This is a genomic window from Shewanella violacea DSS12, assembly GCF_000091325.1.
Classification (GTDB): domain Bacteria; phylum Pseudomonadota; class Gammaproteobacteria; order Enterobacterales; family Shewanellaceae; genus Shewanella; species Shewanella violacea.
In genome coordinates this window covers 1,592,650-1,617,937 of record NC_014012.1, presented here as the reverse complement: position 1 = coordinate 1,617,937, position 25,288 = coordinate 1,592,650, and the positions used below count along the sequence as shown (strand labels likewise).

21 protein-coding genes and 1 tRNA gene are annotated in these 25,288 nt (G+C 42.9%); 10 read left to right on the top strand and 12 right to left on the bottom strand.

Annotated elements, in window-relative coordinates; genetic code table 11:
- Window positions 1–2 precede the first annotated feature (2 nt).
- The 4 genes from flgC to SVI_RS06515 all read right to left on the bottom strand — a co-directional run bounded on the left by flgC (window position 3) and on the right by SVI_RS06515 (window position 3,036).
- Window positions 3–419, bottom strand: a complete 417-nt coding sequence (gene flgC, locus SVI_RS06530; protein WP_013050692.1) for a flagellar basal body rod protein FlgC — start codon at window positions 417–419, stop codon at window positions 3–5.
- A gap of 2 nt (window positions 420–421) precedes the next feature.
- Window positions 422–820, bottom strand: a complete 399-nt coding sequence (gene flgB / locus SVI_RS06525; protein WP_013050691.1) for a flagellar basal body rod protein FlgB — start codon at window positions 818–820, stop codon at window positions 422–424.
- A gap of 321 nt (window positions 821–1,141) precedes the next feature.
- The gene (locus SVI_RS06520) at window positions 1,142–1,981 is read right to left on the bottom strand and encodes a CheR family methyltransferase (RefSeq protein WP_172634456.1); all 840 of its coding nucleotides are present in this window, start codon (window positions 1,979–1,981) and stop codon (window positions 1,142–1,144) included.
- A 134-nt stretch (window positions 1,982–2,115) separates the two neighbouring features.
- The gene (locus SVI_RS06515; protein WP_013050689.1) at window positions 2,116–3,036 is read right to left on the bottom strand and encodes a chemotaxis protein CheV; all 921 of its coding nucleotides are present in this window, start codon (window positions 3,034–3,036) and stop codon (window positions 2,116–2,118) included.
- Between the two features lie 222 nt (window positions 3,037–3,258).
- Here SVI_RS06515 and flgA point away from each other — a divergent pair, with 222 nt between their 5' ends.
- From flgA to SVI_RS06500, 3 genes are all read left to right on the top strand, one after another.
- Window positions 3,259–3,963: a flagellar basal body P-ring formation chaperone FlgA gene (gene flgA, locus SVI_RS06510; protein ID WP_013050688.1), complete on the top strand. Its 705-nt coding sequence runs from the start codon at window positions 3,259–3,261 to the stop codon at window positions 3,961–3,963.
- Window positions 3,964–4,047: 84 nt separating this feature from the next.
- Window positions 4,048–4,368, top strand: coding sequence for a flagellar biosynthesis anti-sigma factor FlgM (gene flgM / locus SVI_RS06505; RefSeq protein ID WP_041419749.1), 321 nt, complete (start codon window positions 4,048–4,050; stop codon window positions 4,366–4,368).
- A gap of 6 nt (window positions 4,369–4,374) precedes the next feature.
- On the top strand, window positions 4,375–4,800 hold the full coding sequence (locus SVI_RS06500) for a flagella synthesis protein FlgN (protein ID WP_013050686.1): 426 nt from the start codon (window positions 4,375–4,377) through the stop codon (window positions 4,798–4,800).
- Between the two features lie 595 nt (window positions 4,801–5,395).
- Here SVI_RS06500 and SVI_RS06495 read toward each other — a convergent pair.
- Both SVI_RS06495 and SVI_RS06490 read right to left on the bottom strand, forming a co-directional pair.
- Entirely contained in the window at window positions 5,396–5,842 is a 447-nt protein-coding gene (locus tag SVI_RS06495; protein WP_013050685.1) for an LPP20 family lipoprotein, read from the bottom strand.
- The gene (locus SVI_RS06490; protein WP_013050684.1) at window positions 5,839–6,468 is read right to left on the bottom strand and encodes a FlgO family outer membrane protein; all 630 of its coding nucleotides are present in this window, start codon (window positions 6,466–6,468) and stop codon (window positions 5,839–5,841) included. Before SVI_RS06490 ends, SVI_RS06495 begins: the two co-directional genes overlap by 4 nt.
- 599 nt (window positions 6,469–7,067) lie before the next feature.
- On the opposite strand from SVI_RS06490, the gene SVI_RS06485 reads away from it, so the two are divergent.
- The 3 genes from SVI_RS06485 (at window position 7,068) to SVI_RS06475 (ending at window position 9,679) form a co-directional block, all read left to right on the top strand.
- A complete protein-coding gene (locus SVI_RS06485) occupies window positions 7,068–8,228 on the top strand; it encodes a flagellar assembly protein FlgT (protein WP_013050682.1) in 1,161 nt (386 codons plus the stop codon).
- Window positions 8,229–8,337: 109 nt separating this feature from the next.
- A tRNA-Arg gene (locus SVI_RS06480) sits at window positions 8,338–8,413 on the top strand.
- Window positions 8,414–8,848: 435 nt separating this feature from the next.
- The gene (locus tag SVI_RS06475; protein WP_013050681.1) at window positions 8,849–9,679 is read left to right on the top strand and encodes a sterol desaturase family protein; all 831 of its coding nucleotides are present in this window, start codon (window positions 8,849–8,851) and stop codon (window positions 9,677–9,679) included.
- A 1,187-nt stretch (window positions 9,680–10,866) separates the two neighbouring features.
- Here SVI_RS06475 and SVI_RS06465 read toward each other — a convergent pair.
- Together SVI_RS06465 and SVI_RS06460 are read right to left on the bottom strand one after the other, a co-directional pair.
- Window positions 10,867–12,999, bottom strand: a complete 2,133-nt coding sequence (locus SVI_RS06465) for a TonB-dependent siderophore receptor (RefSeq protein ID WP_013050678.1) — start codon at window positions 12,997–12,999, stop codon at window positions 10,867–10,869.
- Window positions 13,000–13,733: 734 nt separating this feature from the next.
- Window positions 13,734–14,555: an HNH endonuclease gene (locus SVI_RS06460; RefSeq protein ID WP_013050677.1), complete on the bottom strand. Its 822-nt coding sequence runs from the start codon at window positions 14,553–14,555 to the stop codon at window positions 13,734–13,736.
- A 488-nt stretch (window positions 14,556–15,043) separates the two neighbouring features.
- Between SVI_RS06460 and SVI_RS06455 the strand changes: the two genes are divergently transcribed.
- Together SVI_RS06455 and SVI_RS06450 are read left to right on the top strand one after the other, a co-directional pair.
- Window positions 15,044–15,523: a DUF2947 domain-containing protein gene (locus SVI_RS06455; protein ID WP_013050676.1), complete on the top strand. Its 480-nt coding sequence runs from the start codon at window positions 15,044–15,046 to the stop codon at window positions 15,521–15,523.
- Window positions 15,524–15,584: 61 nt separating this feature from the next.
- Window positions 15,585–16,178 carry a chalcone isomerase family protein gene (locus SVI_RS06450; protein WP_013050675.1) on the top strand — a complete coding sequence of 198 codons (594 nt, stop codon included), beginning with the start codon at window positions 15,585–15,587 and terminating at the stop codon, window positions 16,176–16,178.
- Window positions 16,179–16,239: 61 nt separating this feature from the next.
- Here the strand turns inward: SVI_RS06450 and SVI_RS06445 are convergent, their stop codons facing one another.
- On the bottom strand, window positions 16,240–16,863 hold the full coding sequence (locus SVI_RS06445; RefSeq protein ID WP_041419748.1) for a TetR/AcrR family transcriptional regulator: 624 nt from the start codon (window positions 16,861–16,863) through the stop codon (window positions 16,240–16,242).
- A 143-nt stretch (window positions 16,864–17,006) separates the two neighbouring features.
- Between SVI_RS06445 and SVI_RS06440 the strand changes: the two genes are divergently transcribed.
- Together SVI_RS06440 and SVI_RS06435 are read left to right on the top strand one after the other, a co-directional pair.
- Complete coding sequence (locus SVI_RS06440; RefSeq protein WP_013050673.1) at window positions 17,007–18,134, top strand: efflux RND transporter periplasmic adaptor subunit; 1,128 nt, start codon at window positions 17,007–17,009, stop codon at window positions 18,132–18,134.
- 5 nt (window positions 18,135–18,139) lie between these two features.
- Window positions 18,140–21,229, top strand: coding sequence for an efflux RND transporter permease subunit (locus tag SVI_RS06435; protein WP_013050672.1), 3,090 nt, complete (start codon window positions 18,140–18,142; stop codon window positions 21,227–21,229).
- A gap of 201 nt (window positions 21,230–21,430) precedes the next feature.
- On the opposite strand, the gene cydX is transcribed toward SVI_RS06435, so the two are convergent.
- From cydX to SVI_RS06420, 3 genes are read right to left on the bottom strand one after another with little or no spacing between them, the layout of a single operon-like run.
- Complete coding sequence (gene cydX / locus SVI_RS20890) at window positions 21,431–21,547, bottom strand: cytochrome bd-I oxidase subunit CydX (RefSeq protein ID WP_013050671.1); 117 nt, start codon at window positions 21,545–21,547, stop codon at window positions 21,431–21,433.
- A gap of 15 nt (window positions 21,548–21,562) precedes the next feature.
- Window positions 21,563–22,702, bottom strand: a complete 1,140-nt coding sequence (cydB, locus tag SVI_RS06425) for a cytochrome d ubiquinol oxidase subunit II (RefSeq protein ID WP_013050670.1) — start codon at window positions 22,700–22,702, stop codon at window positions 21,563–21,565.
- A gap of 14 nt (window positions 22,703–22,716) precedes the next feature.
- A complete protein-coding gene (locus SVI_RS06420) occupies window positions 22,717–24,273 on the bottom strand; it encodes a cytochrome ubiquinol oxidase subunit I (RefSeq protein WP_013050669.1) in 1,557 nt (518 codons plus the stop codon).
- Window positions 24,274–25,288: the final 1,015 nt, after the last annotated feature.

Sequence of the window (25,288 nt, the reverse complement as noted above, 5' to 3'; positions counted from 1 at the left end):
TTTTATTTGCCAATTCTGAGTGTTTGCTGAAGCATAGACTTTGCCGCTTCAGCCACCTGAACATTCATTTGATAAGATCTGGATGCCGAAATCATATTCGCCATCTCCTCCATTACATTGACGTTAGGTTTATAGATGAAGCCATCGCCATCAGCCATTGGATGATTTGGAGAGTACTCTTTCAACAAGGGCGCATCGCTTTCTACGATACCTTTCACCTTAACTGAAGGTGATGATTGCTGCTGATAGCTGGCTTTGGCCATCTCGGCTTCAAAAATCGGATGACGAGCACGGTAGGTCTTATCAACACTACTCGAAACAGAATCGGCATTGGCAATATTACTCGCTGTGGTATTCAATCTTATCGATTGAGCCGACATTCCAGAACCTGCAACATTAAAGATATTAAATAAACTCATGATTAATCTCCTCTTATTGCTTTCTTCAGACCAGAAAACTTGCCATCAAGAAAGCCGAGTGACATCTGGTATTCGAGTGCATTTTGCATAAATTCTGATTGTTCTTTTTGCATATCAACCGTATTACCATCACCAGTATCAGGCTGATTTGGCACTCTATATCCATAGTTTTGTTGCGATAACGCTTCCAGATCAAAGTGTCGACTATCACTGCTACTCATAGCCAAACCACCTTGTCTACTGGATGCGGCTTGTAATGCCTTATCAAAGTTGACATCACGAGCCTTATAATGGGGAGTATCGGCATTGGCAATATTAGATGCGATAACTTCAGCACGTTGGGCTCTGATCCCGAGTGTGTATTGATGCACACCCAATGCATTATCAAAATTAATCGCCATAAAATTGCCTCCAAAACTCGATGTCATAAATAAAGCAATACTTGTGCCATAAAAAAAGGTGGCGGCGTATTCGACAAGATTACTTAGCAGTAAGCCACTGACAGTCTAATGAAAATGAACACTGAACAGGCAAGCTACCAATACTGACAAGTTCAACTATCTCGGCATGATAAAGTTTTCGCTTGGTTAGAAGTGGCCCTGCATAGCAATAAGAGCCAAGGCTTTGGCGTCTTAGTAGGCGAGTAGATAAACATATGAAGAGTGGTGCGGATAACGACATCATACTAGACTGCCTGCGATAAACGCAGGCAATCCAAAGAGTTAAGTTTTCTTCTGGTAATAGATACCTGGGTTACATCTGATCATATCAAATTCTTCGGTTAAGCCAGCAATCGACTCGGAAGCACCAAGAAAGAGTATGCCTTTGGGGTTCAAAGCGGCAGCAAATTGCCGCAATATCTTTGCCTTTGCCTCCGGCGCAAAGTAGATCAACACATTACGACAGAAAATGATGTCAAATTTCCCTAGTAATGTATAACTTTCAAGCAAGTTATGGGCTCTAAAGTTAATGAACTTTTTCACGTTATCTTTAATGACCATAGTCCCAGCATCCGTAGAATCAAAAAACTGACGCTTTCTCTGATCTGACAAGCCACGGCCTAAGGCTAGATTATCGTAATCGCCACCCTTACACTTATCTAGCATAGAGGGTGACAAGTCTGTGGCTAAAATTGATGCACTTCCAGGCAAGGTACCAGGGCGTTTCTGCTGATACTCTAAGATTGTCATAGCTAAAGAGTAAGGTTCTTGACCCGACGAACAAGCCGCCGACCAAATCTTAAGTGGACGTCCCAGCTTAGAGTACTCAGGTAAAAGCACATTCGATAGTAGCTCGAAAGGATAACGATCTCGGAACCACAAGGTTTCGTTGGTCGTCATGGCATCTATAACTGAAGCCCTAAGCTGACGCTCTGTGGGTTTCATTGAACGCCTAACGACTTCAGAAAGCGATGGCAGGTCATACTGGCCCATCAAAGGCGCCAACCTGCTGCGTACAAGATACTGCTTATTATCGCCCAGCACTATACCGCTGTGTTGCTCCAGGAATAATCTAAATTGTGTGTATTCGGTTTCAGCGAGTGATTTATTTGGCACCTTGATATCCTAATATCAAAAAAACAGCTATAGGGTTTAAACTAGACTCAGCATAACGAGATTCAATTTTAGCGCAGCTTATACATGAGCGAGTCATAATATACAAGATTAATATCCCCCCAAGGCTCTACTCATAATCATTATAGACTCAAATGCTTATTAACAGCTGCCGCAAGTTCATCTGGATTAAATTTGGCAATAAAATCATTTGCACCGACTTTCTCGACCATAGCTTGGTTAAATACCCCGCTTAAAGACGTATGCAGCACAACTTTAATGTTCTTCAACTTAGGGTTGTCTCTAATCTCTGCAGTTAAAGTGTAGCCGTCCATTTCTGGCATCTCAATGTCTGAGATAATAAGAGGGATCTCGGTCGATACATCGTCCATTTCGGCACCGATTGCTACTAGTTTTTCCAGTGCTTCTCTGCCATCTTTGGCGGTATCTATCTGCAAACCTAATGAAACTAATGCCCTAATGATCTGTTTACGGGCCACTGCTGAGTCATCAATAACCATAATATGGAAATGTTTTTCCCTGTCTAAGGTCAGCTGCTCATCGGCTTCTTTACTTATCTCAGTTTTAACCGGCGAAATCTCATCGAGGATCTTCTCCACATCGAGTATTTCAACCAACTCACCTTCAATCTCAGTCACTGCCGTGAGGTATGAGAACTTTCCAGCCCCCTTTGGCGGTGGTAAAATGGCTTCCCAATTCATATTAATGATCCGCTCAACCGAACAGACCAAGAAGCCTTGCACACTCCTGTTGTACTCAGAAATGATAATGAAACAATTCTCAGTGCTTTCAACCGGACGACCGCCAGTAGCCGCACTCAAATCGATTACCGAAATTGTTTTACCACGGATATGAGCAACCCCTTTCACATTGGGGTTCAACTTAGGCAGGCTGGTTAGAGGAGGACATTGAAGAACTTCTTTTACTTTAAAAACATTGATACCAAACCTTTGACGACCATTGAGTTTAAATAGCAATAACTCTAAACGGTTCTGACCGACTAACTGTGTTCGTTTGTTCACTGACTCAAGAATGCTTGACATAATGCGCTTGCCTTGTCGTCTTTTAAATGTCACCTAAAACTCATGGCTTTACGAGTACTAGGCATACTAATTGCTTACTTACTAACAAGTGTTAAATATCTCACAACTTGACCCTTTATCGTCAAGTTTATGGCGCCTTAAGTTTATTATAAGAAAAGGCGAAATTTTCGGTCACTAAGAAAGTATAGGTGTAATCTAGCTCATCAAGCTAGTCTATTCATTATGAAAGTAAAATATGTCCTCTTTTCTTTGATGTTTTTGTCAAATCACGCTTTAAGCACACAAGCTGCAATTGTGCCTACTCTATCGGCCATATCTCAATTAGCTATAGGGGTTGTCGAAGAAAAAATTGATGTTGCAGACCATGCAAGAGTAAACATTACCCCGCAAAGTCTAGATACACGGCTTAAGCCACCATTGTGCTTTCCACCAGTAAAAGCAGAATTGGCTAGTAATAGAGCGATTAAACGCAATAACACCATAAAAATAACCTGCAAAAGTCCACAACTTGATTACCCATGGCAGATTTTCATCTCAGTGAGAGTCGATATTCTCTATCCAGTTGTGGTCGCCAGACAGACATTGGGCCCAGGAGATTTAATCGCAAAAGGCGACATCGTCATCAAATATGTCGAGCAAACCCTTTTAAGAGGTCAGCAATTCAACAATCTTGCTGAGGTAGTTGGTACTAGGGTGAAAAGAAGAACGCCTGCTAACCAACCTATATTCAGTAATAATCTCTGCTTCGTTTGTAAAGGTGATTCAGTCTCAATTTTTGCACGCACAGATAACTTCGAAATAAAAACCGTTGGAGAAGCGCTGCAGGATGGGAATTTAGGTGATAGAATTCGTATTAAGAATACCTATTCCCATAAGACTGTCGATGCGAGAGTCATAGATGTTGGCAAGGTCGAAGTCAGAATGTAAGTTTTCTTGAATTTTATTAAAGCTCAGGGAAACACTGCCGATATACCATTATGTTCTTTTATTTTTTGATTGTTGGAGCCGAATATGGCTATTGATATTAAGCAAGTAAACACAGCAGTAAACACTCACATTGGCAAGTCCCCTGCACATAAGGGCAGTGAAAAAACCAATGATGACGCCGTCAACTCTCTGAGCACACCACCCAAGAGTGACTCAGTGTCTTTGACATCTCAGGCACAACAACTACAAAGCACTCAAGCCAAAATGAATGATATTCCAGAAATTAATGAACAGAAAGTTCAAGAAATAAAGCTGGCAATCGCAGAAGGCCGCTATAAGATTGATCCTGAAAAACTGGCGACTAACATAGCTCAGTTTGAAAATGACTTAAAGGGGATGAACTAGTAATTTATGAGTCAGATAAACGACATCGTCGAACTTCAGTTCGAGCTGCTTAACAAGCTAAAAGTAATCATCAAAGATGAGACAACTGCCTTGACCAATCAAGATGCAGATAGTCTACTTTCCTTGGCAAGCGCCAAAGCTGGATTACTCGATGAGCTAAAACGCAAAGATGAAGCTTTATCTCTCCATGCTGATAAGGCCTTACTCATCAGTGATGTACACTTGTCTGCTCGAGTCACATCGGCCAAAAACCTGCTGGATGAATGCAAACAATTGAACAGTGAAAACTCCAGCCTGATAGAACTGAATATCGCAAGCATGAATCGATTTTCCCAGGCCCTGCAAGTTAGCCGCAATGCCTCTAGTTTAACCTATAACGGCAAGGGTAAGACCTCGACGATATCTACCTTAGGCAATGATATACAAGCCTAACTGTCTCTTGGTGCCCCAGGCATAGCGCTCCCCCTTCCCTATAGTCTACAAAGGCTCAAAATTGCGCTGAGACTCTAAGCTCGAACCCCACCAGCTAAGTAAACATGTCATAACCCCATAATGACCAGGCGACTCCTAGACCGGACTCAGAGTGCTAAACTCCAAACACTGTCACTGCCATGTCTTAGACGTGTTCAAAAGATTCAAAGGGTTCAAATTAAGTTAAGCCTAATCCCCTTATATTGAAACGCTCATTAGCTAAACAGTGCATAAACTAGATAATCGAGAAGTACATTAGCTAGGCTGTTGATTAATTAGACCGCTCGTTAATTGGAAGCCTATAAATTGGAAGCCTATAAATTGGAAGCCTATTAATTAGAAGTTCATTAACTAGAGGTCCATTAGCCAGATTATGCCAAGAAGTCATCAAAGAAAGCCAGCCACTGGTTTATGGACCAAACTATAGAGTGAGCTAGGAGTGAGCTGCCAAAGAAAGCCATAAACAAAATCGGCTAAGGGTGAGAGAGGAATGTGGGATAGATAAGACAATCGAAGACAGAAAAACTGGTAATTTCCTGTCTCCAACTAAGAATACTTAAAAGTAAGTGATCTCTTTTATTTTTTGCGGTCTATTTTGCTGTTGATACAAGGCCCATACCAAGGAAAAATCTAACTCTAGTTCAGTCACATAATGATCCCCAGCAGGATAACTCTTTACCACCTTAGCACCACGTATCACTCCAGATACCGAAGCTTGAATGCTATCACTAGATAACATCCAGTCATTGACACTACTGCTTGCTGACAACTGCTGGCCAAACACCTGTTCGGCCAATTCTCTGTATGCAGCAATTTTAGAGGCTTGCATCGCCATTACCACTTTTTGTGCTTGAGACTGGGCAGGCTGAGTATCTAATGGTGCATAGCCTATTGCCGTTAATTTAGGAAAGCTATCAGGAGCCTGGGTTTCCCACTCTATATACCTGTCCTGTGACGCACAGCCTGAGATAAACATTAAGGTTAGGATTAGCCATTTTTTCATTGTGAACCACCTATGACTTGAACTTGCTGCAATCCTCTAACGGGATCTCTGTATAACAAACCATCTCGTGAGGTGATGGTCTCCGATGCTTTCAGGTAGCCAGGTAATTCACTGATATTAAATGCTCCCTGTGATGCCGAAACCACGCGATTATTGGTAATATTCACTATCCTGGAATTAACCACTATCCCTTTAGTATTCATACTCAGAGTCGACACCACAACATGCTCCACAGCGATTCCTGAAGGTAACTTCTTCCAATCTCGAGTCAGGAGAAAGTCTCCTTGGGGAGTCACCCTGATATTGTCACCCACATTGATATCCACCAAGTTAAACTGACGCCCATGTAAGGCGGCAATTAAACCTTGTTGTAGCTGTAATCCAAACGCATTTGTCTGATTAAATGAGTCTAACAAGACTGGGGTTGCAACCAGCAGAGGCTGATCACTCCTGAGTTCGTCATTTTGCTCAACCAGCTCTCTGACAATTTGCTCAGATAAATGATTCATGGCCGATGTGGACGGCAACTGATTGCCTCGTTCAAGGTTATCTGTTGACTGGTCTTCACCGCTATTTGCACACGCACTCAAGAGTAACGCGGCAATAAATACTAGTGTCTTACGCATACTTAATTCCCGGATGATCACGTAAACCTCAATTATCTGACTCATGCATCAGACTCGAGTCTTTAACTATTTTAAAAATGCCAATATCACCATTGTCTGCCGGACAATGTGTATCTAAGTGCCATTGACCAGCAGGATAGAATCTATGACTCAAGGTAAGATTCAAGCAAATATTACGCCATCATTATTCAAGTCAGAAATACACTAGAGATATGTTTTACCTAATAGAGGTTTATCGGCGTAATAATACAAAGCTAAAGCTGAGTTATTGCACACAGAGCAAGATATGATACACGCCGACTTAGGCACAAGCTTAGTACAGCCTCTAGCCCGGTTCTCAACCAGGTTGTGGCATATTAATTGCTTATTTAATTAATAACGCTTTAATCGTTATTAATTAGTGTTACCAGCAAGATAATGGGCAGATTGAGCTAACGAGTGTCAGAAATGCGACACTTACCATTTCAAATCATCTGTATTAACCCATTATTTAAACCCATGAGCTAAGCCCATAAGTTCAGCCCATGAGTTAAACCCGTTTTTTAAGTCGATAGTCTACTTGGAGAACGCCATCATAGATTTGGAAGTGGACACCTAACATGAAAATTATCCTCGCAATAATTTTGCTCAGTTTTATCACTTATTCTTCAAGTATCAGCGCTGCATGGATAGTGGTCAAAGGTCAGGCAAATATTGTCGACGGTAACATAAGCAAAGCCCGGGAAGATGCCATAGAGCAGGCATTAACCTATGCCACACTAAAAAATGGTGCCAACTTCACCAGCACTCAAAAAGTCCTCAATGGACAACTGGTGCAAGACAGTTTCTCTCTCACAAACCAGGCCCAAGCTAACAGAGTGGAGTTAGTCAACGAGCTCATAGAGGGCCAAAAACTGACCGTAATGCTCCGAGTCGATGTCATGGAATCAAAAGGCTTACAATGTGATAGCCAGCAACTAAAAGCCGCCATACTAGTGCCTCAGTTTTTAATTCAAGATAGGGCTCAATTACGCTACGGTAATATCGGTTTTTTTGAAAAAGACCTATCCCAGCGATTAGGTGATGCACTGCAAGCCCAGTCACTGACCAGCTTTGTACATATCCATGCCGACGAACGTTTAGATGTCGAACAAGCACTCGTGGATATACGAGGATACCGCCTACCAAGCTGGCTCAGCGAAATCACCGATAGCCAATATGTGCTTTTACCTGAGATTATCGATATATCGACCGATCCAGCCGAAAGCCAGATGTTAGGCCTATGGCACAGTGATCCCATTCGTCAATTTCACATCAGGCTATCCCTCTATCATGGGATCAGTGGCGAACAGATATGGAGCCAGTCATACATCACCTCCTCTCCTTGGGAATTTGAACGCCAAGAAACCGTCCTCTCGAATCATCACAGGTTTTGGGCTTCAGCCTATGGCAAGAGTATCGATAAGGTCTTAGCCAATGTGGTGGAAGATATAGATAGCAGCTTGAGCTGCCGCCCGGTATTAGGACAAATCATCGCTAAGCAGCATGACAGAGTCATTTTAAACTTAGGCCGACGCCACGGCATCCGAGTCGGCGATAAGTTTCAGTTAGTACTGCAACAAAACTTCACCGACCGTTTCGATAAAATGCGCGCAGTCGCGGGGAAAAGTCCTGCAGAAATTAGAATTGACCAAGTCACCGAAAAAACTGCCACGGCAATTCTAGTGGATAGAAATGCCTCTTATAACGTGCAAATTAATGACTTGGCGATAAAAATGTAGCCAAAAATATAAATTAATGACTTGAATCGCATGATAAACAAGCAATTGAACTCATTAGCTTTTCATCGCCTCTTTTCATTGAGGCGAAAATCAGTATAATCACAGGCGTCTCCTTATAGCTCAACAGGATAGAGCAGTCGCCTCCTAAGCGATCGATCGGGGTTCGAGTCCCTGTGGGGAGACCATAATTTATCAAGTGTCACTGACACTTGATCAGCAGTTCTTTTCTTGCCTATCTAGCTTTATTGTTCCCTATTCGTTTTCCTTAATTAGATTACTTCAGCTTTACCTATAGCCTGCGGCTCGCAAAATGTTCCCTCTTTATTTTTAGACTGTTCTTCGAGGCGTTATAAAGCCTTCTCTGACCGTTAGGAAAACATCCTGAATCTGATACCCTCAGCCGCATCTAATCTGGTTAATGTTTACTTTAGAGGTTGAATTTCGACTCTGTAGAAATCCCTTGATTAACAACGCGCCCCCCCTCCCTAATTTACAAGTGCTCATAGCAAACTGGCGCGTGGCAACTTAGCTTCAACATTCCCACAACCTTGTTAACGCCTCAGCTTATATGGTTAAATGGATGGATAGCTTCAAATTTAAAAAAAGGTTAGGAATGATCAATGACAGATGAGCTCTTCAGTATATTGGCCAGTATAGTCACCGCCCTTCAGAGCTTAAGTCTTCCTACAGTACTTTTTTGCTTGCTTGCCTACCTTGTAAAGGGAAAGTCTGCACTAACAGCCTTTCGTACATGTTTACCTAATAGTATTTTTAATATTAGTATCATGTGTTTTAACTTAGTTTTAATTTCATTCACTTTTACTAATCTTGGGTGGTTGTACTCAATAAACGTTGTTGAGGCCTTTTCACAATTTTGGGAGTCTCTTCCAGAATGGCTGGTTATACTCTCCGCTGTTTTTTGTGGTGACTTTATAGGTTATTGGCGACATAGACTTGAACACTCTCGTATGCTCTGGCCTTCACATGCTATGCATCATTCAGACACTAATATGAGTTGGCTTACCCTGCAAAGGTTCCATCCGTTTAACCGTGTGACGACCACTATAATTGATGCTGGTTTATTAATATCCCTAGGATTCCCCCCTTATTCTCTAGTAGCCAATAGTTTAGTACGCCACTATTACGGCTATTTTATTCATGCTGACCTGCCGTGGAATTATGGTGCATGGAATAAAGTATTTGTATCACCAGTAATGCACCAATGGCATCATGCTAATGAACCTGCGGCTTACAATACTAACTTTGCGACTGTATTTTCTGTCTTTGATCGTGCTTTTGGCACTTATAGAGTACCAAGTCTTTGTAATATACCTTTAGGAATTTCTTACAATGTTGGAGGTAATATTTTTGGTCAATTACTTTACCCATTAAAGCTAAGCTCTTACTTTAAAAAATTTAAAAAAACACAAACTAAATCAATCGATACTTAATGCAGAAAACAGCTCTCCTTCTCTGAAAGCTGATCTATCTCAGCTCTTTACACAAGCATTTACACTAGCAGTCACAGAATATTAGTAACCTATCGACCTCCGCTCCTTGAACATCAGTTGATAATACAAGAACAACTCAGCTGTGGTGATGCCAAGCTCTGCCCTACTCCTCTATCCGAGATGGCTCACCATCTAAGTGAGCATAGGTACTGGCGTTGATGATGGCTCTTGCTAACTCTTGTTTAGACCTCAGCTCTGCCTAACGACAGATGGCTATGACCTCATGGTTTACAGGTGGTTTGTATTCTGAAATAAAACCTTACCGCCACGCATCACACACCTACTGGCAATGGTTTGTCTCAAGTCATGGGCTATCAAGAGGGCTAGGAGAAATCAGCAGTGCTTAATCGTTCCCAACGGCAAGCTATTTTGATAGTGACAAAGCCAAATGTGAGGCAGTTTTAGAATTTTATAAATCGAAAGGGGATAGTGGGATGCAATGTTTAGATGAGCTCATTCCAGGTTCAAATATAATCATCAAAAACACATTCAACATGGGAAATAAGTACATCATTTAGATCTCGAAAAAAGAGGCTGTACTCGTTAACGTGCCATCTAATATCGAGTCTGGTTACGAAATCTGACTCATTAAGTTGTATAAAGGCGCAAGGCGATAGTGAGCTGGTAACTGAAAATCAAGGTGGCAAGTAATGGTCTTGCCGCCGTAACAGTGCCGATTAGTAAGCGTTTACTTTCGCTGCTTACTTCAGATTCTGATTGTCTGATTGTCTGATTGTCTGATTGTGGTTGTCTGGTTGTCTTTCTGGGCTTGTTTATTGGGCTGGGTTGTTGAGCTGTCTTAAGCACGCCACTGCACCCTGGCTGGTAGTGAGCGTTTACTTTCGCCGCTTGTATTAGATTACTAACGTCTTGTTAGGTCTGTGTCTTGTTAAGGTCGGCGTCTTGTTGGGCTCAGCAGATAGAGGCTAGGCATCAGCCAATATAAAATCCCTCACTAATAGTGAAATCCCCCTCTGAATGGCCTAAGCTCCTTGATTACCAAAGCTCCTTGATTGCCAGGCGCCTTGGTGAGGCAAAGCGCCTTGGCGGGGAAAATGCTAATTTAACTGGGTAGTTTAAAACAGAACAATCTCTGCCCTAGCCTACCCAGTGAGTTATCCCTTACATTAAAACTGATAGGTACCAGTTAATATGTAGTTCCTTCCACGACCAAATTCTTTACCGCTATAATCTCCACCCGTTACATAGTCTTCATCGAGTATATTATTAATTTTAAATTGTAATTTTACATCATGATCTTCACTTACATTCATGCGATATATGGCACCAAAATCTAATAGTGTATAAGCCTCATTTTTATCTTCTTCATTCTTATTATCACCATAACTGTCGCCGGTATAATAAACGCCAAGATTGAGATCTAATTTATTTGTCAGTGCATAATTGACCCAAGCATTTGCTTTGAAGTGAGGGATGTCTGTGGGGTGAACACCTATTTTTTCAGGTTGATCTTCATATTTTGCATCTATATAAGCAGCGCCTGCAGATAGGGTGACAAGTGGATGTATCCGCCCCGTTAAATTAATATCAATACCATTATGAATTTCTGAACCTTGTTGCTGTGTAATTCTATCAATACTTGAATCATCTGGATCGACATAAGGCTTAGTGGTTATAGATATGTTTTCTTTTTTAATTTGAAATATAGAAGTTGTTAACAAGGCCTCACTCATTTTATACTTAAAGCCAACTTCATATAATAAACCCATTTCAGGATCTCGTTCCATACCATCATTAGCATCTGTAATACTATCTACAGGATCCTTAGGTTGAAATGACTCCGAATAGGTAGTGTAAATCGTAGTGTTATCTGTAGGGTGATACATTATTGATAAGTTAGGCAATACATTTGTGTAGGTTCTGTCCTCTCCTTTGCCTAGTTCAGCATCTTCCTTAGACTTATGTTTTACGTAAATATCGTATCGGGCACCCACAAGAATTTCCCATTGATCATTAAACGTAATTAAGTCTTGAGTATAAATACCATACGTTTCACGGTCATATTGATTACTGCTTTCTGGTGATGGGTAATCTGTGGGTATTCCTGGAATGCCTGTATTTGGGTTTATGTTTGCTTCTACAATCGCACCATAACTACTTCTACGCTTATATGAATGATCAACTAAATTAGACCCTACCAATAAACGATGCTGTATATTTCCCGTTTCAAATTCTCCAGTAAGATCAAAACTGGCTGTGTTTACATTATAGCTATTATGACGATTACCAGCTGAAATCATATAACTGCCATCACTTTGAATTGATTCAGCTTTAGGCGATCCCGTTTGAGCATCATTTTTCATATCAAGATGATGAGCACTAGCAGAAAATTTCCAATCCGAATCAAAGAAGTGCACAAGTTTCAAGCCATAGCTAGTCTCGTCTTTATTGTTGACGCTCCATGGTTGGTCCCAAATTACGTCTTTATTGACCAGTAAATTGCCTTTCTCATCGAATATAGCTCCGGAATCGTTAAATCCATTCTGCTCTTTATCATCAAATCTAAGGGATATCATAGTATCATCGCTCAGATCAGCATCAATCATAACAGCGAACAGATTTCGTGTTGTCGTTGGGCTATTACCGTCTTTATAGTGCCTCCATGAATCTTGCGATTGTTTAGATGCTATTACACGGGCACGAATTTTATCTGTTAGAGGCCCAGTTACATCCAGCACAGAACGATAAAAATTATCAGCGCCTATATCTTGAGTCATAGATACATGATTTTGATACATGGGCTTTTTAGTTATCATATTAATTAAGCCCCCGGGTGCAGATTGACCATAAAGAAGACCGGCAGGACCGGTAAGGACTTCTACACTTTCGTACATCTCAACGGGTTCTTGAATTAATGAATACTTCTGTTCACCATCCCTTAAATAACCCTCGTTTGTAGATAGTTCAAAACCACGAATAGAAAATGCTTCATGTCCATCGGATTCCATTATGGATTGTGTACTTGATGCATTCTTTAATACTGTACTGAGAGACGTTGCTTGCTGATCTTCAATTAATTTCTTATCAATGGTAAGTATGGCTCGAGGAGTTTCTAACTGTGAAAGTGCCATTTTAGATGCTGAGGTCGTTTCTTCATTCTGGTAATTAGAACGATAAGCATGAACTTCGATAACTTCCATGGCAGCTGTATCGTTAACTTCTATTGAATCTGCTGCGTAAGATAGGTGAGGATATATTGCCGCAATGATAAGAGATAATTTAAAAGTCTTGTTTTCCATTTGTCGCTCATTAAGTATGGTTTTGAATCGAAATAGTAACGATTATCGTTATCGAATTATAATTGTAATAAAATTAAGGTTCAAGTAGATACAAATATAAGCACGCACTCTTTGAACTCGATCGATATTCATCACTTAAATCAAGATCAACATCTAAATTAACGTAAAAACACGACGCGCGTCACGCGCAATTATTAAAAGAAGATGCATTGTGATTATTAAGAAAACAAGGGGATAGCGTCCCCAAGCGGTAGATGCACTCGATATCTATGCAAACCAGCTTTTTAATAGAAAAACATACTTAATAGCCAGAAACTTGCTGGGGCCTCAAATAAAAAAGCATGATTTTTCGCTCTCAGAAACAAGTTACACAGCTTAGGGGAGAACATTTAGCTGTATCGGTACCGCTTTGATAACACAGTAATTGGGCGTTTGTGGTTAGTTTTAATATGAGTGGTTAGTTTAAAACATGAGGGACTACTGAAATCTTGCCCATTGTTCGCAAGAGTCATGGAAACAAGATATTGAAGAATAAATTAGGAATTAGCGATTAGCGATTAGCGATTAGCGATTAGCACCATGACGCCGACATATTAGGCTTATAGATTTAACACCAAGCAAGGATGAGAAATAACAAAGTCGCTGCCCACTGGGGGTTGAACAGAAAAATAGGACAGCACTTGGAAAAATGTCTGTCCTATAAATTTACTCTAAAAACGTGCTAAAAATTTAGCCTAAAGGGTATTTATTTCATTTAGTTGAGCAAATATTTTCTGGTGAAAAGACAGGTAATCCTCAAATTTTTCAAGGTCGGCTGACTTCATTTTGCTAGTCGCCAGTGCATCCCTTTCATTTATTCCCAATTGCGTCATCAAAGATTTATCCAACTGGCTACTAAATTTGACTCTGTATTCCATACCGACTTTATTGAAGGTGATCAGATGTCTGTCAAAAAGCTTATCTATATGCGCGCACAACAAAATGCCATTTGCACCATCCAGCCTTTCATTAGTGTCAATACAGTTGCGCCAGGATTTTATATGGGAAGCTATAAGCATCTCATTGACTGGGGTTAGCGTTAATGCACAAGAGTCACTGCCCCAAACTTGGATCACATTTTGTCGAAACTTACCTTGGCCTATGCGAGCATTTATCTCTTGTCGCTTCTCTGAATCAGACAGAGGAGAAGCGAGCACTTCAATGATATCTTCGGTTATATCGCCATCATTGATAACGGTATCTTTATCGATACAAAAAGCCATTAAATCTTCAAATGATGTGCTGGCTTTTCTATCTTTGTCTGAAACCGTTACTGAAATATGGTTATATTTTAATTTCTTGCCCATCGAATCACCAAGGCTGCAACTAGGGTTTCTTTTATCATGCTCAAAATGTGCCCTCTGGCCGTCTTTCCCTTGCTTCATTAACTTAATAGACCCATGGCATTCTGGGCATCGACGTACAACATTATTGTTTCCATGAAGCGATTCAACAAGTATTAAACGCCAATCACCACAAATAAGCGCTTCACATATAGAGTTTGTCAGCTTTAACATATCATTCCTTATCGTTTTAATTTTTACTTACACTTACATTAAGCCGCTCTCGTCTTTCCTCCCCTGAGAACTCTTCTATCTCTACTAGTTCTAAGGATCTGTAACTTACCTATCTTCGACTCTTGAGCGGCAGTGTCAAGTAACTAAACACTCGTCCTGGCAATCTAAGCCCTAATTCTATGTTTTAGTACAGTATCTTACTGCACATAGATACTGCAGTGATACTCCTGTGTTACTGGCTATTGTTAGCTCATACCCATAAGCTGCTGGCTATAACCTAACAGCTTATGGGTAACAACGGCCTAAAGTCCTAGACTTAAATCCTGTGACATCCCAGTAACGACTGACCCAACAAGCAAATATCAGACAATCAACACGCATAATTTTCCTTTGGTTCTTGGAAGCGATTTAATAATCCTGTCCAAGTCTGTATAATCGCGGAATTCAATTTAAATTAATTCTGACCATATATGGGTCTGGAGAGTCGTTTGGCACATACCTACATCCCCCTAGAGCAATACCAACGTAAATGGATCTTTAACCATAAAGATCTGCCTGTAACCGATGAAGATAAAGCGTTTATCAAGCCGCTGGATCAGAAAGGGGCGATGGAAGTTTGGAACAAGTGGATCAGTAACCGTAGCAGTTGTACGGAACAGTTCTCTAAAGGCGACTGGGCCGCTAAAGCCGATGCCTGGATAGAAACCGATGACTGGCAGAGTACTTGGGACAGTGAAGAAGCTGCACTACCTGAGATATTTGCCGCCCATTTCGATTGGACCGATAATACTCCCGTCTATTTCTGTTATGAGAAGTATCAGGTTATCGAGACTCGCTGGGATGTGTTTGTACGCAATTGGAAATGCTTTCTCTTCTTCGATGACGGGCCACTGCTAATCTCCACCAAACACAAGCAAGCGGCACTGTTCAACCAAGAGGGTCAATATCAGATTGGCCATAGAGGTTGATGAGCCGACTTTAAACCAGGCCCAGATCCCATAAGCAAATAACAACTAGATAAGAGATTATATGAAGTCCTTCAGTGATTCTTTAACTAAAGCCGCACTAGGCACACTTATGAGTGCCGTCATTGTCAGCGCTGCTTTGAGCAGTCAGGTCAATGCCCGTGAAATATCCGACATAAATGTCGCCGAACAAATTGTTATCAATGATAACCAGCTTCAGCTTAACGGTGCCGGTGTGCGCAGTAAGTTTTTTATCGATCTTTATGTGGGAAGTTTATACCTAACCTCACCTTCCCATGACTTGGCTAATGTCTTAGCCGCCGAGGAGTCTGCGGTTCGATTAAATATCACCTCGGGAATGATCACCTCAGAAAAAATGCATGATGCCATTATAGAAGGCTTCGATGATGCGACCGATGGTAATACCCAAGAAATCCAAGTACAAATAGACGCATTTATGGCCCTGTTTAGCGAGGAGATAATAAAGGGCGACCAGTTTACCTTAGTGACCAGTAAAAGCTCAGGCGTCACAGCCTATAAAAATGAAGTCCCACAGGACACGATTAAAGGCGAAGCATTTAGACAGGCCCTGTTGAAAATTTGGCTGGGTGACAGCCCTGCACAGAATAGCCTCAAAGAAGAGATGTTAGGCAAATAGTAATTGCTTACTAATACCAGGCTTAATTTTAGGGCTCAGGCCCTAGAATTAAGCGATTAGTCTAGGCTTTATAAGCCTTCAAAAACATTGTTATACAACCTGTTAAATAGCTAGCACGTCCCTCTATCAGATCATCTGCGTTTAAACCTAACTCTAGCTTTAATCTCATCTCACCATACATCATCAGACACAGACGAACCGCACAGCTGCGACAATCGTCAAATTGATAAACACCAATTTTTTGTACGTCTTCAAAATAATCGCTCAACAAGCTGAGCAAATGCTCTGGTCCTGCATCAAAAAATAGTGCCGATATACTCGGATGGGTTTCCGATTGAGCCACACAGGTAGTAAATACAGTCAGGGCTTCTGGACTGACAATCAAGTCACCAAAATACTCAGCAAAGGAAGTCAGGGCCACTTCAGGCTGACTGGGATCGATAAACACCTCCTCGGCCAAGCGATGAACCACACATTTTGACTCTATCGATGCGACAAATAATTCATCTTTACTGCCAAAGTGTGAATACACAGTCTGCTTCGACACTCCTGCCAACTTAGCCACCTCATCCATACTGGTGCAGGGGAATCCTTGACCACAAAAAAGTTCGATAGCCGCCTCGAGTATTTGCAAACGCTTTTGCTCGCTTCGGCTTAAATTTACATCTGGAGTAATCGATTCCATGGACAAGTCTCTTTTAACAAAGATTTATAATTTGGACACATTTAATCACAAAGTAGACTAGACAGTCTAGTTCCTTATAAATAGACTAGACAGTCTAGTTTAACGTTTTTGCAACTCGTGATTAACCAAGGAAGTGTGTCAGGATGAGTATTTTAACAGTTATCTCCAACTCGAGAGTTTCAATAAGCCTAGTGTTTACCGTTTTTCTTTCAGCCTGCCAGGGTGAGGTAACCCAGCATGCTGCCGAGCCCATAGTGCAAACTGTGACTAGCGCCACGCTTACCCTGTCCCCCTCTTATCATCATACTCAAGAATTTACCGGTACGATTAAAGCAGGCAACACCACAGGCATAGGATTTGAATTAGCAGGAAAAATTAAACATATTGCCGTGGACAGTGGCGACTCGGTTCATTTCGGCCAATTGCTGGCTCAATTAGACACTCGATTGCTCGAAGCCCAGCGAGATGAACTCAATGCTAGCGTGTTACAAAATAGCGCCGATCTGCAACTGGCAAAGAGCACCTTAAACAGAAGTCTGGAACTGAAGAAACAAGGATACACCTCAGAGCAAACCTTAGATGAACTCAAAGGCCAGCTCAACAGCCTTATTGCCGGCCAAAAAAGACTCAAGGCCGCCGTGTATGCCAATGGGTTAAGAATAGAAAAATCATCCCTGCTCGCGCCTTTCGATGGTGTGATCAGCAAAAGAAGCGTCAACTTAGGTGAAGTCATTGCCTTAGGAAAAGCCATCTTCACCTTAGTCGAGCACAATAATCCTCAAGCCATCATAGGGGTGCCGGTTAATGTGGCACTGCATCTGAGTCCGAAACAGAAGGTATCACTGCGGGTAGCCAATACCCATTATTGGGCCTTCATAGAAGGCATAGGCGCCGAGGTCAATTCAGTGACCCGAACCGTGCCTATACGCCTGTCTTTACCGAAAGATTCCAAGGTGATCAATGGTGAGATAGCCTATCTGTCCTATGAAAAAGAGATCAATCAAGCAGGTTTTTGGGTGCCGATTTCGGCGCTAACAGATGGCGTACGGGGTCTTTGGAATCTGTATGTACTGAGTTCAGAACTACACCAAGATAATCGTGAAACCTTCAACATAGAGCGAAGGGACATAGAGATCCTGTATACCAAGAATGAGATGGCCTTCATTCGAGGCGCGGTTCATGTGGATGAGGCTTATATCGATAAAGGCCTGCATAAGTTAGTCGCAGGCCAACGTGTTAAACCCACATCTACTGCTACGGCTGCGAGGTAAACAAGATGGTTAAAGCTTTAGTAGAGAATGGACGCTTAGCAAGCTTATTTATTGCCCTCTTGATTGTGGCCGGCTTAGGCGCGATATCTAGCTTACCCCGCATGGAAGACCCAGATATTACCAACCGCTTCGCCTCGGTCATCACTCAATATCCTGGAGCATCTGCCGAGCGAGTCGAGGCATTAGTCACCGAAGTGTTGGAAAATCGCCTGCGCAGGCTAGAAGAGCTTAAATTAATTCAATCCACATCCAGGCCGGGTATTTCGGTTATTCAACTCGAACTTAAAGACAGTGTCCAAGATACAGATCCTGTGTGGTCCAGGGCGCGAAATCTTATCGCCGATGCCAAACCTGTATTGCCTGGCGCCGCACAAAACCCACTACTAGACGATCAAATTGGCTATGCAAGTACCGCAATTTTAGGTCTGGTGTGGAAAGGCGGCGGTGAAATTCGTACCGACATGCTTAACCGCTACGCTAAAGAGTTGCAGAGTAAGCTCAGGCTGCTCAGCGGTACAGATTTCGTCAAGCTATATGGTGCCCCTACCGAAGAGGTATTGGTACAGCTCGATGGCAACAAGGTCAATCAGCTTAAACTCACCCCGGCATCCATAGCCCGTATTCTCAGTAACGCCGATACTAAGGTGTCTGCCGGTGAGATTAATAACAATAACTTCAGAGCCCTGATTGAAGTATCTGGAGAGCTCGACTCACTCTCGAGGATCCGCCGAGTGCCGTTAAAAGTGGATGAACAGGGTCAGATTATCCGCTTGGGCGATATCGCGACCATCAAGAAACAAGCTAAGACCCCAGCCAATTCCATCGCCCTTATAGAGCAAGAACAAGGTGTGATGGTGGCAGCCCGCATGCTCAATAATACCCGGGTAGATCTCTGGTTGGCTAAAGTCAGAGTCGAAGTTGAAGCGCTACAGGCATCGGTTCCGGCCAATATCGAGATACAATGGCTATTCGATCAGGAGAGTTATACCAGTGACAGACTCGGCGGTCTGGTGGGCAGTCTGCTGTTAGGTTTCGTTATTATTCTGCTGGTCTTGATGCTGACTTTAGGTTTGCGCAATGCGCTTATCGTGTCTCTGTCTCTGCCACTCACCGCGTTATTCACCTTAACTTGCATGAAGTACGTAGGCCTGCCTATCCATCAAATGTCAGTCACAGGATTGGTGGTAGCCCTGGGGATCATGGTGGATAATGCCATTGTCATCGTCGATGCCATCGCCCAGCGAAGACAACAGGGCTTATCAAGAGTCGAGGCGGTCAGTGCTACACTCAAACACCTTTGGTTACCTCTAGGCGGCTCAACCATCACCACCATGCTCGCCTTCGCCCCTATCGTGCTTATGCCTGGCGCTGCCGGAGAGTTTGTCGGTGGTATCGCCATCTCTGTCATGTTTGCCCTGCTTGGGTCATACATCATCTCCCACACCTTGATAGCCGGCTTAGCGGGCCGTTTTGGTGTCGATGGCACTCAAGATAAATGGTATCAAACAGGCATAAGCTTGCCACAAGTGAGCAAGCTGTTTAACGCTTCACTCACCATGGCACTCAAGCGGCCTTTGCTATCTGGCTTATTAATTGGGATCTTACCCATCACAGGCTTCATTGCTGCGGGTCAGATGACAGAACAATTTTTCCCGCCCTCGGACCGGGACATGTTCCAAATTGAAGTTTATCTCCCCCCCCATGCGAGCGTGGCGAGTACTCGTCGTCTGGTTGAACAAATGGATCAGCAGCTAAGAGAGACTCAGGGCGTGACCCGTATAGATTGGATCATAGGCGGCAATACGCCTTCTTTCTATTACAATCTACTTCAACGCCAACAAGGCGCCAGCAATTACGCTCAGGCCATGGTCAAAGTCGAAGACTTCGACACCGCCAACCGCCTCATACCTGAGTTGCAACAAGCCCTAGATCTCGCCAACCCAGAGGCGCAGATATTAGTCAGAAAGTTAGAGCAAGGTCCTCCCTTCAATGCCCCGGTTGAACTAAGAGTATTTGGCCCCAACCTAGATCAACTCAGGCTGATAGGTGATGAAGTCAGGCGTATCTTGAGCGATACCCCAGATGTGATACACACACGGGCCACCTTGAGCGCTGGAGCCCCAAAAATATGGTTCCAGATCAATGAAGATGCCAGCATGATGAGCGGCCTTAATTTGACTGAGATTGCCGAGCAAATCCAGATGGCCACAACCGGCATCAATGGCGGCAGCATCTTAGAGCAAACTGAATCGATACCCGTAAGAGTCAGGCTACAAGACAGTACCCGGGAGCAACAGACTAAGCTGTCTGAGATCAACCTGGTATCCTCTTCTGGCACAGGCATCCCCTTATCGGCCCTCGCCGAAAGCCAGATCCAAGTCAGTCGCGGCGCGATTCCTCGCCGTGATGGTCAGAGGGTCAATACCATAGAAGCCTATATTGTCAGCGGCGTGCTGCCTCAGCAGGTACTCGATGATGCCAAGGCGCGAATTGACGAGCTTAGCTTGCCAGCGGGCTATCATATTGAAGTCGGTGGTGAGAGTGCTAAACGAAATGAGGCCGTAGGCAACCTACTGTCTAATTTAGTCTTGGTCGTTACCTTACTGTTAGCAACTGTGGTGCTGTCATTTAACTCATTCAGGCTAACGGCCATTATTCTGTTTAGTGCGATGCAGTCGGCGGGGCTTGGTTTACTGGCAGTCTATCTGTTCGGTTACCCCTTTGGCTTCACCGTGATCATCGGATTATTGGGACTGATGGGACTAGCCATTAATGCGGCTATCGTCATCCTGGCGGAGCTTGAAGATCAGAGTGATGCCAGAGAAGGCAATATAGACACAATAGTCAGGGTGGTATCTGGTTGTGGTCGTCATATCGGCTCCACCACTATCACTACCATAGGTGGCTTCCTGCCCTTGATTATCGCCGGTGGCGGTTTCTGGCCCCCCTTCGCTATCGCAATTGCCGGAGGTACCTTACTCACCACCTTACTCTCGCTTATCTGGGTACCAACCATGTATAAGCTAGTGATGAAGCCTAGGCATAAAAAAGATAAAGTTGTGCAAGATAAAGAACTTATGGCCAGTCACAACTAGCATCAACATAGGGAGGAGCATAGAAATCTGCTCCTCCATTTGATTATTTTAACGCCTAGCCTCACCCTCAAACCTCCACTTCAATCCCCAACCCCTCAAACCCTCAAACCCTCAAACCCTCAAACCCTCAAAGCTAGATAATAAAAAGCCCCGCACCTTTCTCAAGGGCGGGGCTTTATTATCGACTAGAGCGATAAATAATTAATCTTTTTGCTCTGTATCTCTATCCATGTTCTCGGTGGTCTCAAGCCAAAGGCCGTTGACTATCGCGAATGAACACGCCAGCAATACTCCAAGCATCCAAGTTAAATACCACATAGAATAAGCTCCTTATTAGTAAAGTGACGTCTTGTTGTCTTCGATGAAACTGCGAGATAAACGTCCGAACATCTTATAGTAAGTAAAGATTGTGTAAGATAACACTATCGGAACAAAGATTATCGCAGCCCAAGTCATTACAGTTAGCGACTTCTCACTTGCAGTGGCATCCCACATGGTCAAACTCACGTTTGGATCCAAAGACGAAGGCATTACAAATGGGAACATAGCTGAGCCACAGGTCAAGATAATTGCGGCAACACCTATAGAACTGAAGAAGAAAGCAAAACCAGAACGATTCAAGCGACTTGATAATATCACTAGTAGCGGCATCAAGAGTCCCAGTACAGGGAACATCATAGTCACAGGATACTTATCATAGTTAGTCAACCAAGCGCCAGCTTCCACAGCAACCGTCTTAATGGTTGGATCTGAAACCCCATAAGTATCGAGAACAGAGGTGATCACATATCCGTCAATACCATTGACCAGCCAGATACCTGCTGCACCAAAAAAGATAAACAGTAGGAAGGCTAGCACCTGAGCTGCATTCGCGGCACGGGCTCTCAACTCACTCTCAGTCTTCATTTGTAGCCAAGTAGCGCCCTGCAACATAAACATGCTAACGCAGACAAGACCCGCCAAAATACCGAAAGGGTTCAACAAGCCGAAGAAGCCACCATGGTAAGTCGCACGTAGATACTCATCGAAGTTGAATGGTACACCTTGAAGCAAGTTACCAAATGCAACACCTATGATCAGCGGCGGTACGAAGCCACCGATAAACAGTGCCCAATCCCATGCTGAACGCCATCTTGGATCTTCAATTTTAGAACGATAATCGAAGCCAACTGGTCTAAGGTACAAGGCAAATAGCACCAACATCATGGCCACATAGAATCCCGAAAACGAGACGCCATATACCATAGGCCAAGCGGCAAACAGTGCACCACCTGCAGTGATTAGCCATACCTGGTTACCGTCCCAATGTGGGGCTATGGTATTAATCATGATACGACGTTCTGTGTCATCCTTACCTAAGATAGGCAAGAGTGCACCAACTCCCATATCGAAACCATCGGTAACGGCAAAACCGATCAAGAGGAAGCCTATCAGCGCCCACCAGATAAATCTTAACATTTCATAATCAAACATAATCAGATCTCCTTTCAGGCGTCCAGATTTTCAAAGTGATAACGGCCAGTCTTCAGGCTACTGGGTCCCATGCGAGCAAACTTAATCATCAAATAAGCTTCAATCACCAGTAACACAGTATAGAAGGTCAAAATCGAGATGATACTGAACCAAAGATCACCAACGCTCACACTCGATGCAGACATGAAGGTCGGCAGTACTTCCGAAATGGTCCAAGGTTGGCGACCATATTCTGACACAAACCAGCCACACTCGATGGCAATCCAAGGTAGAGGCAAGCTATACAGCGCTGCTTTCAGGACCCAAGGTTTCTCTTCGATACGATGACGTGTGCTCTGCCAAAACGCTGCAGCAAACACTAATAGCATAATCATTCCCGAGCCCACCATGATCCGGAAGGTCCAGAACATAGGTGCAACGTTTGGAATTGAGTCTTTAGCCGCTGCGACTATCTGCTCTTCTGTCGCATCGACTACCTTGTCGGTGTAACGTTTGAGCAAGAATCCGTAACCAAGATCAACTTTAGCTTCTTCGAAAGCTGCACGTAGTTCAGGAGTTTCATTGCCATGACGCAATTCGGTCAGCATGGCATAAGCCTTGATACCATTGCGAATACGTATCTCATGGTCAGCAATCAGATCATGTATACCTGTGACTTGTTCATCTAAAGAACGCGTGGCTATGATACCCATTGCAAACGGGATCTTAATCGCATAGTCCGTTTCCATGGTTTCCTGATTAGGGAAGCCAATCGCGGTAAATGAAGCCGGGGCTGGTTCTGTATGCCACTCCGCTTCGATTGCAGCCAGTTTAACTTTCTGCACTTCACCGACTTTATAGCCTGATTCATCACCAAGCACGATAACGGAGATAATAGATGCTAATCCGAAACTCGCCGCAATGGCGAATGAACGGCGAGCAAACGGCAGGTCGCGTTTTTTAAGGATATAGTAAGAACTGATAGCCAAGACGAACATGGCACCAGCAACATACCCAGATGCAACTGTATGAACAAACTTAACTTGAGCAACCGGGTTAAATAGTACATCTCCCCAACTGGTCATCTCCATACGCATGGTTTCGTAGTTAAAGACTGAGCCTACCGGATGCTGCATCCAGCCATTGGCAATCAAGATCCATAACGCCGACATATTAGAGCCAAAGGCAACTAACCAGGTGACCGCCAGATGCTGACGCTTACTGAACCTATCCCAGCCGAAGAAAAACATACCAACGAGAGTGGATTCAAGGAAGAAAGCCATCAAGCCTTCGATAGCCAAAGGTGCGCCGAAAATATCCCCAACATAATGAGAATAATAGGCCCAGTTGGTACCAAACTGGAACTCCATGGCAAGACCTGTAGTCACGCCTAAAGCAAAGTTAATACCGAACAACTTACCCCAAAACTTGGTCATATCTTTGTAGATCTGTTTACCAGTCATCACATAGAGTGACTCCATGATAGCCAGCAAGAAAGCGAGACCCAAAGTTAAGGGAACAAACAAGAAGTGATACATAGCTGTCATCGCAAACTGAAAGCGAGATAGCTCAACAACCTCTTCTAAAATCATTAGTGACTCCTTAGGTGGTGCATTCATCCGCCATGATTAGATCCCCATCAATCATAGTAGATGCCTATTTAGGAATTTTTATATTTACGCATTAACTCACACGCAAAAGCGGCTAAACATCATTTTATTATAAATTAGTCGAGTTAACGGACCCAAAGGCCGACTCAACCAAGTTCGAAGTGACGCGAATCACAACATGCTCTTTATCTGTGATACAAAGTGAAGCAAATGTACTATTAAAAAGTCACTAAATATTTATTATCAACAACTTAGTCATTGCCACATCTCTTTCCCACTTTTAATTTATACCATTCACAATTGATTCAAATCAATCAAACACTCAGCTTAACATGGGTTTTGTGGGTAAGGACACAGTTCGGCCTACACCAAGGTTGACGAGCCAGAAATACCATGTTAGGAGACTGTATATCCCTGAGATTAAAAACACATATTTCACTGATTTAATATAAAAGCGTTAACCATTACAAATAAACTACATAAAATAGAGTTTAGACATAAGTATCTCTACCTTTAAAAATCACTCACCACAATCACCCCAAGTGTAACTCATTGTTTTAAGGCGGAAAAAACAAGGTGGCAACTTAAATCACTCCAAACCCATAACATCAACCATTAGTTTAACTAATCCCAACAATAAATTTTTCTAGTTTGATACCTTAGTTATGTGAGTTTACTATAGCCCTGTGTTTAGGAGAAAGCAGACTAATCCGGTGAAGTAGCCCGGCGAAGCTGAAATCTACGCACATCAATTAAACTTACTGTGTAGAGATATGAATATGAAAAATTTTTTGAATCGTTTAGCAAAAAACTACAAGCGTGTTTTTGTTGAGCTTTATACTGCAAGAGAACTGTAAACTGGTTTTCTAAAACTGTTTTGCTTGAAGTTTTGTTAGCGCAAAACGGCCACTTAATTCATAGAGTTAAGTGGCTTTTTGCTATCTGCGGCTAGCATACTCATAGATATCGAACATGTCACACCTTAAATTAACAATAG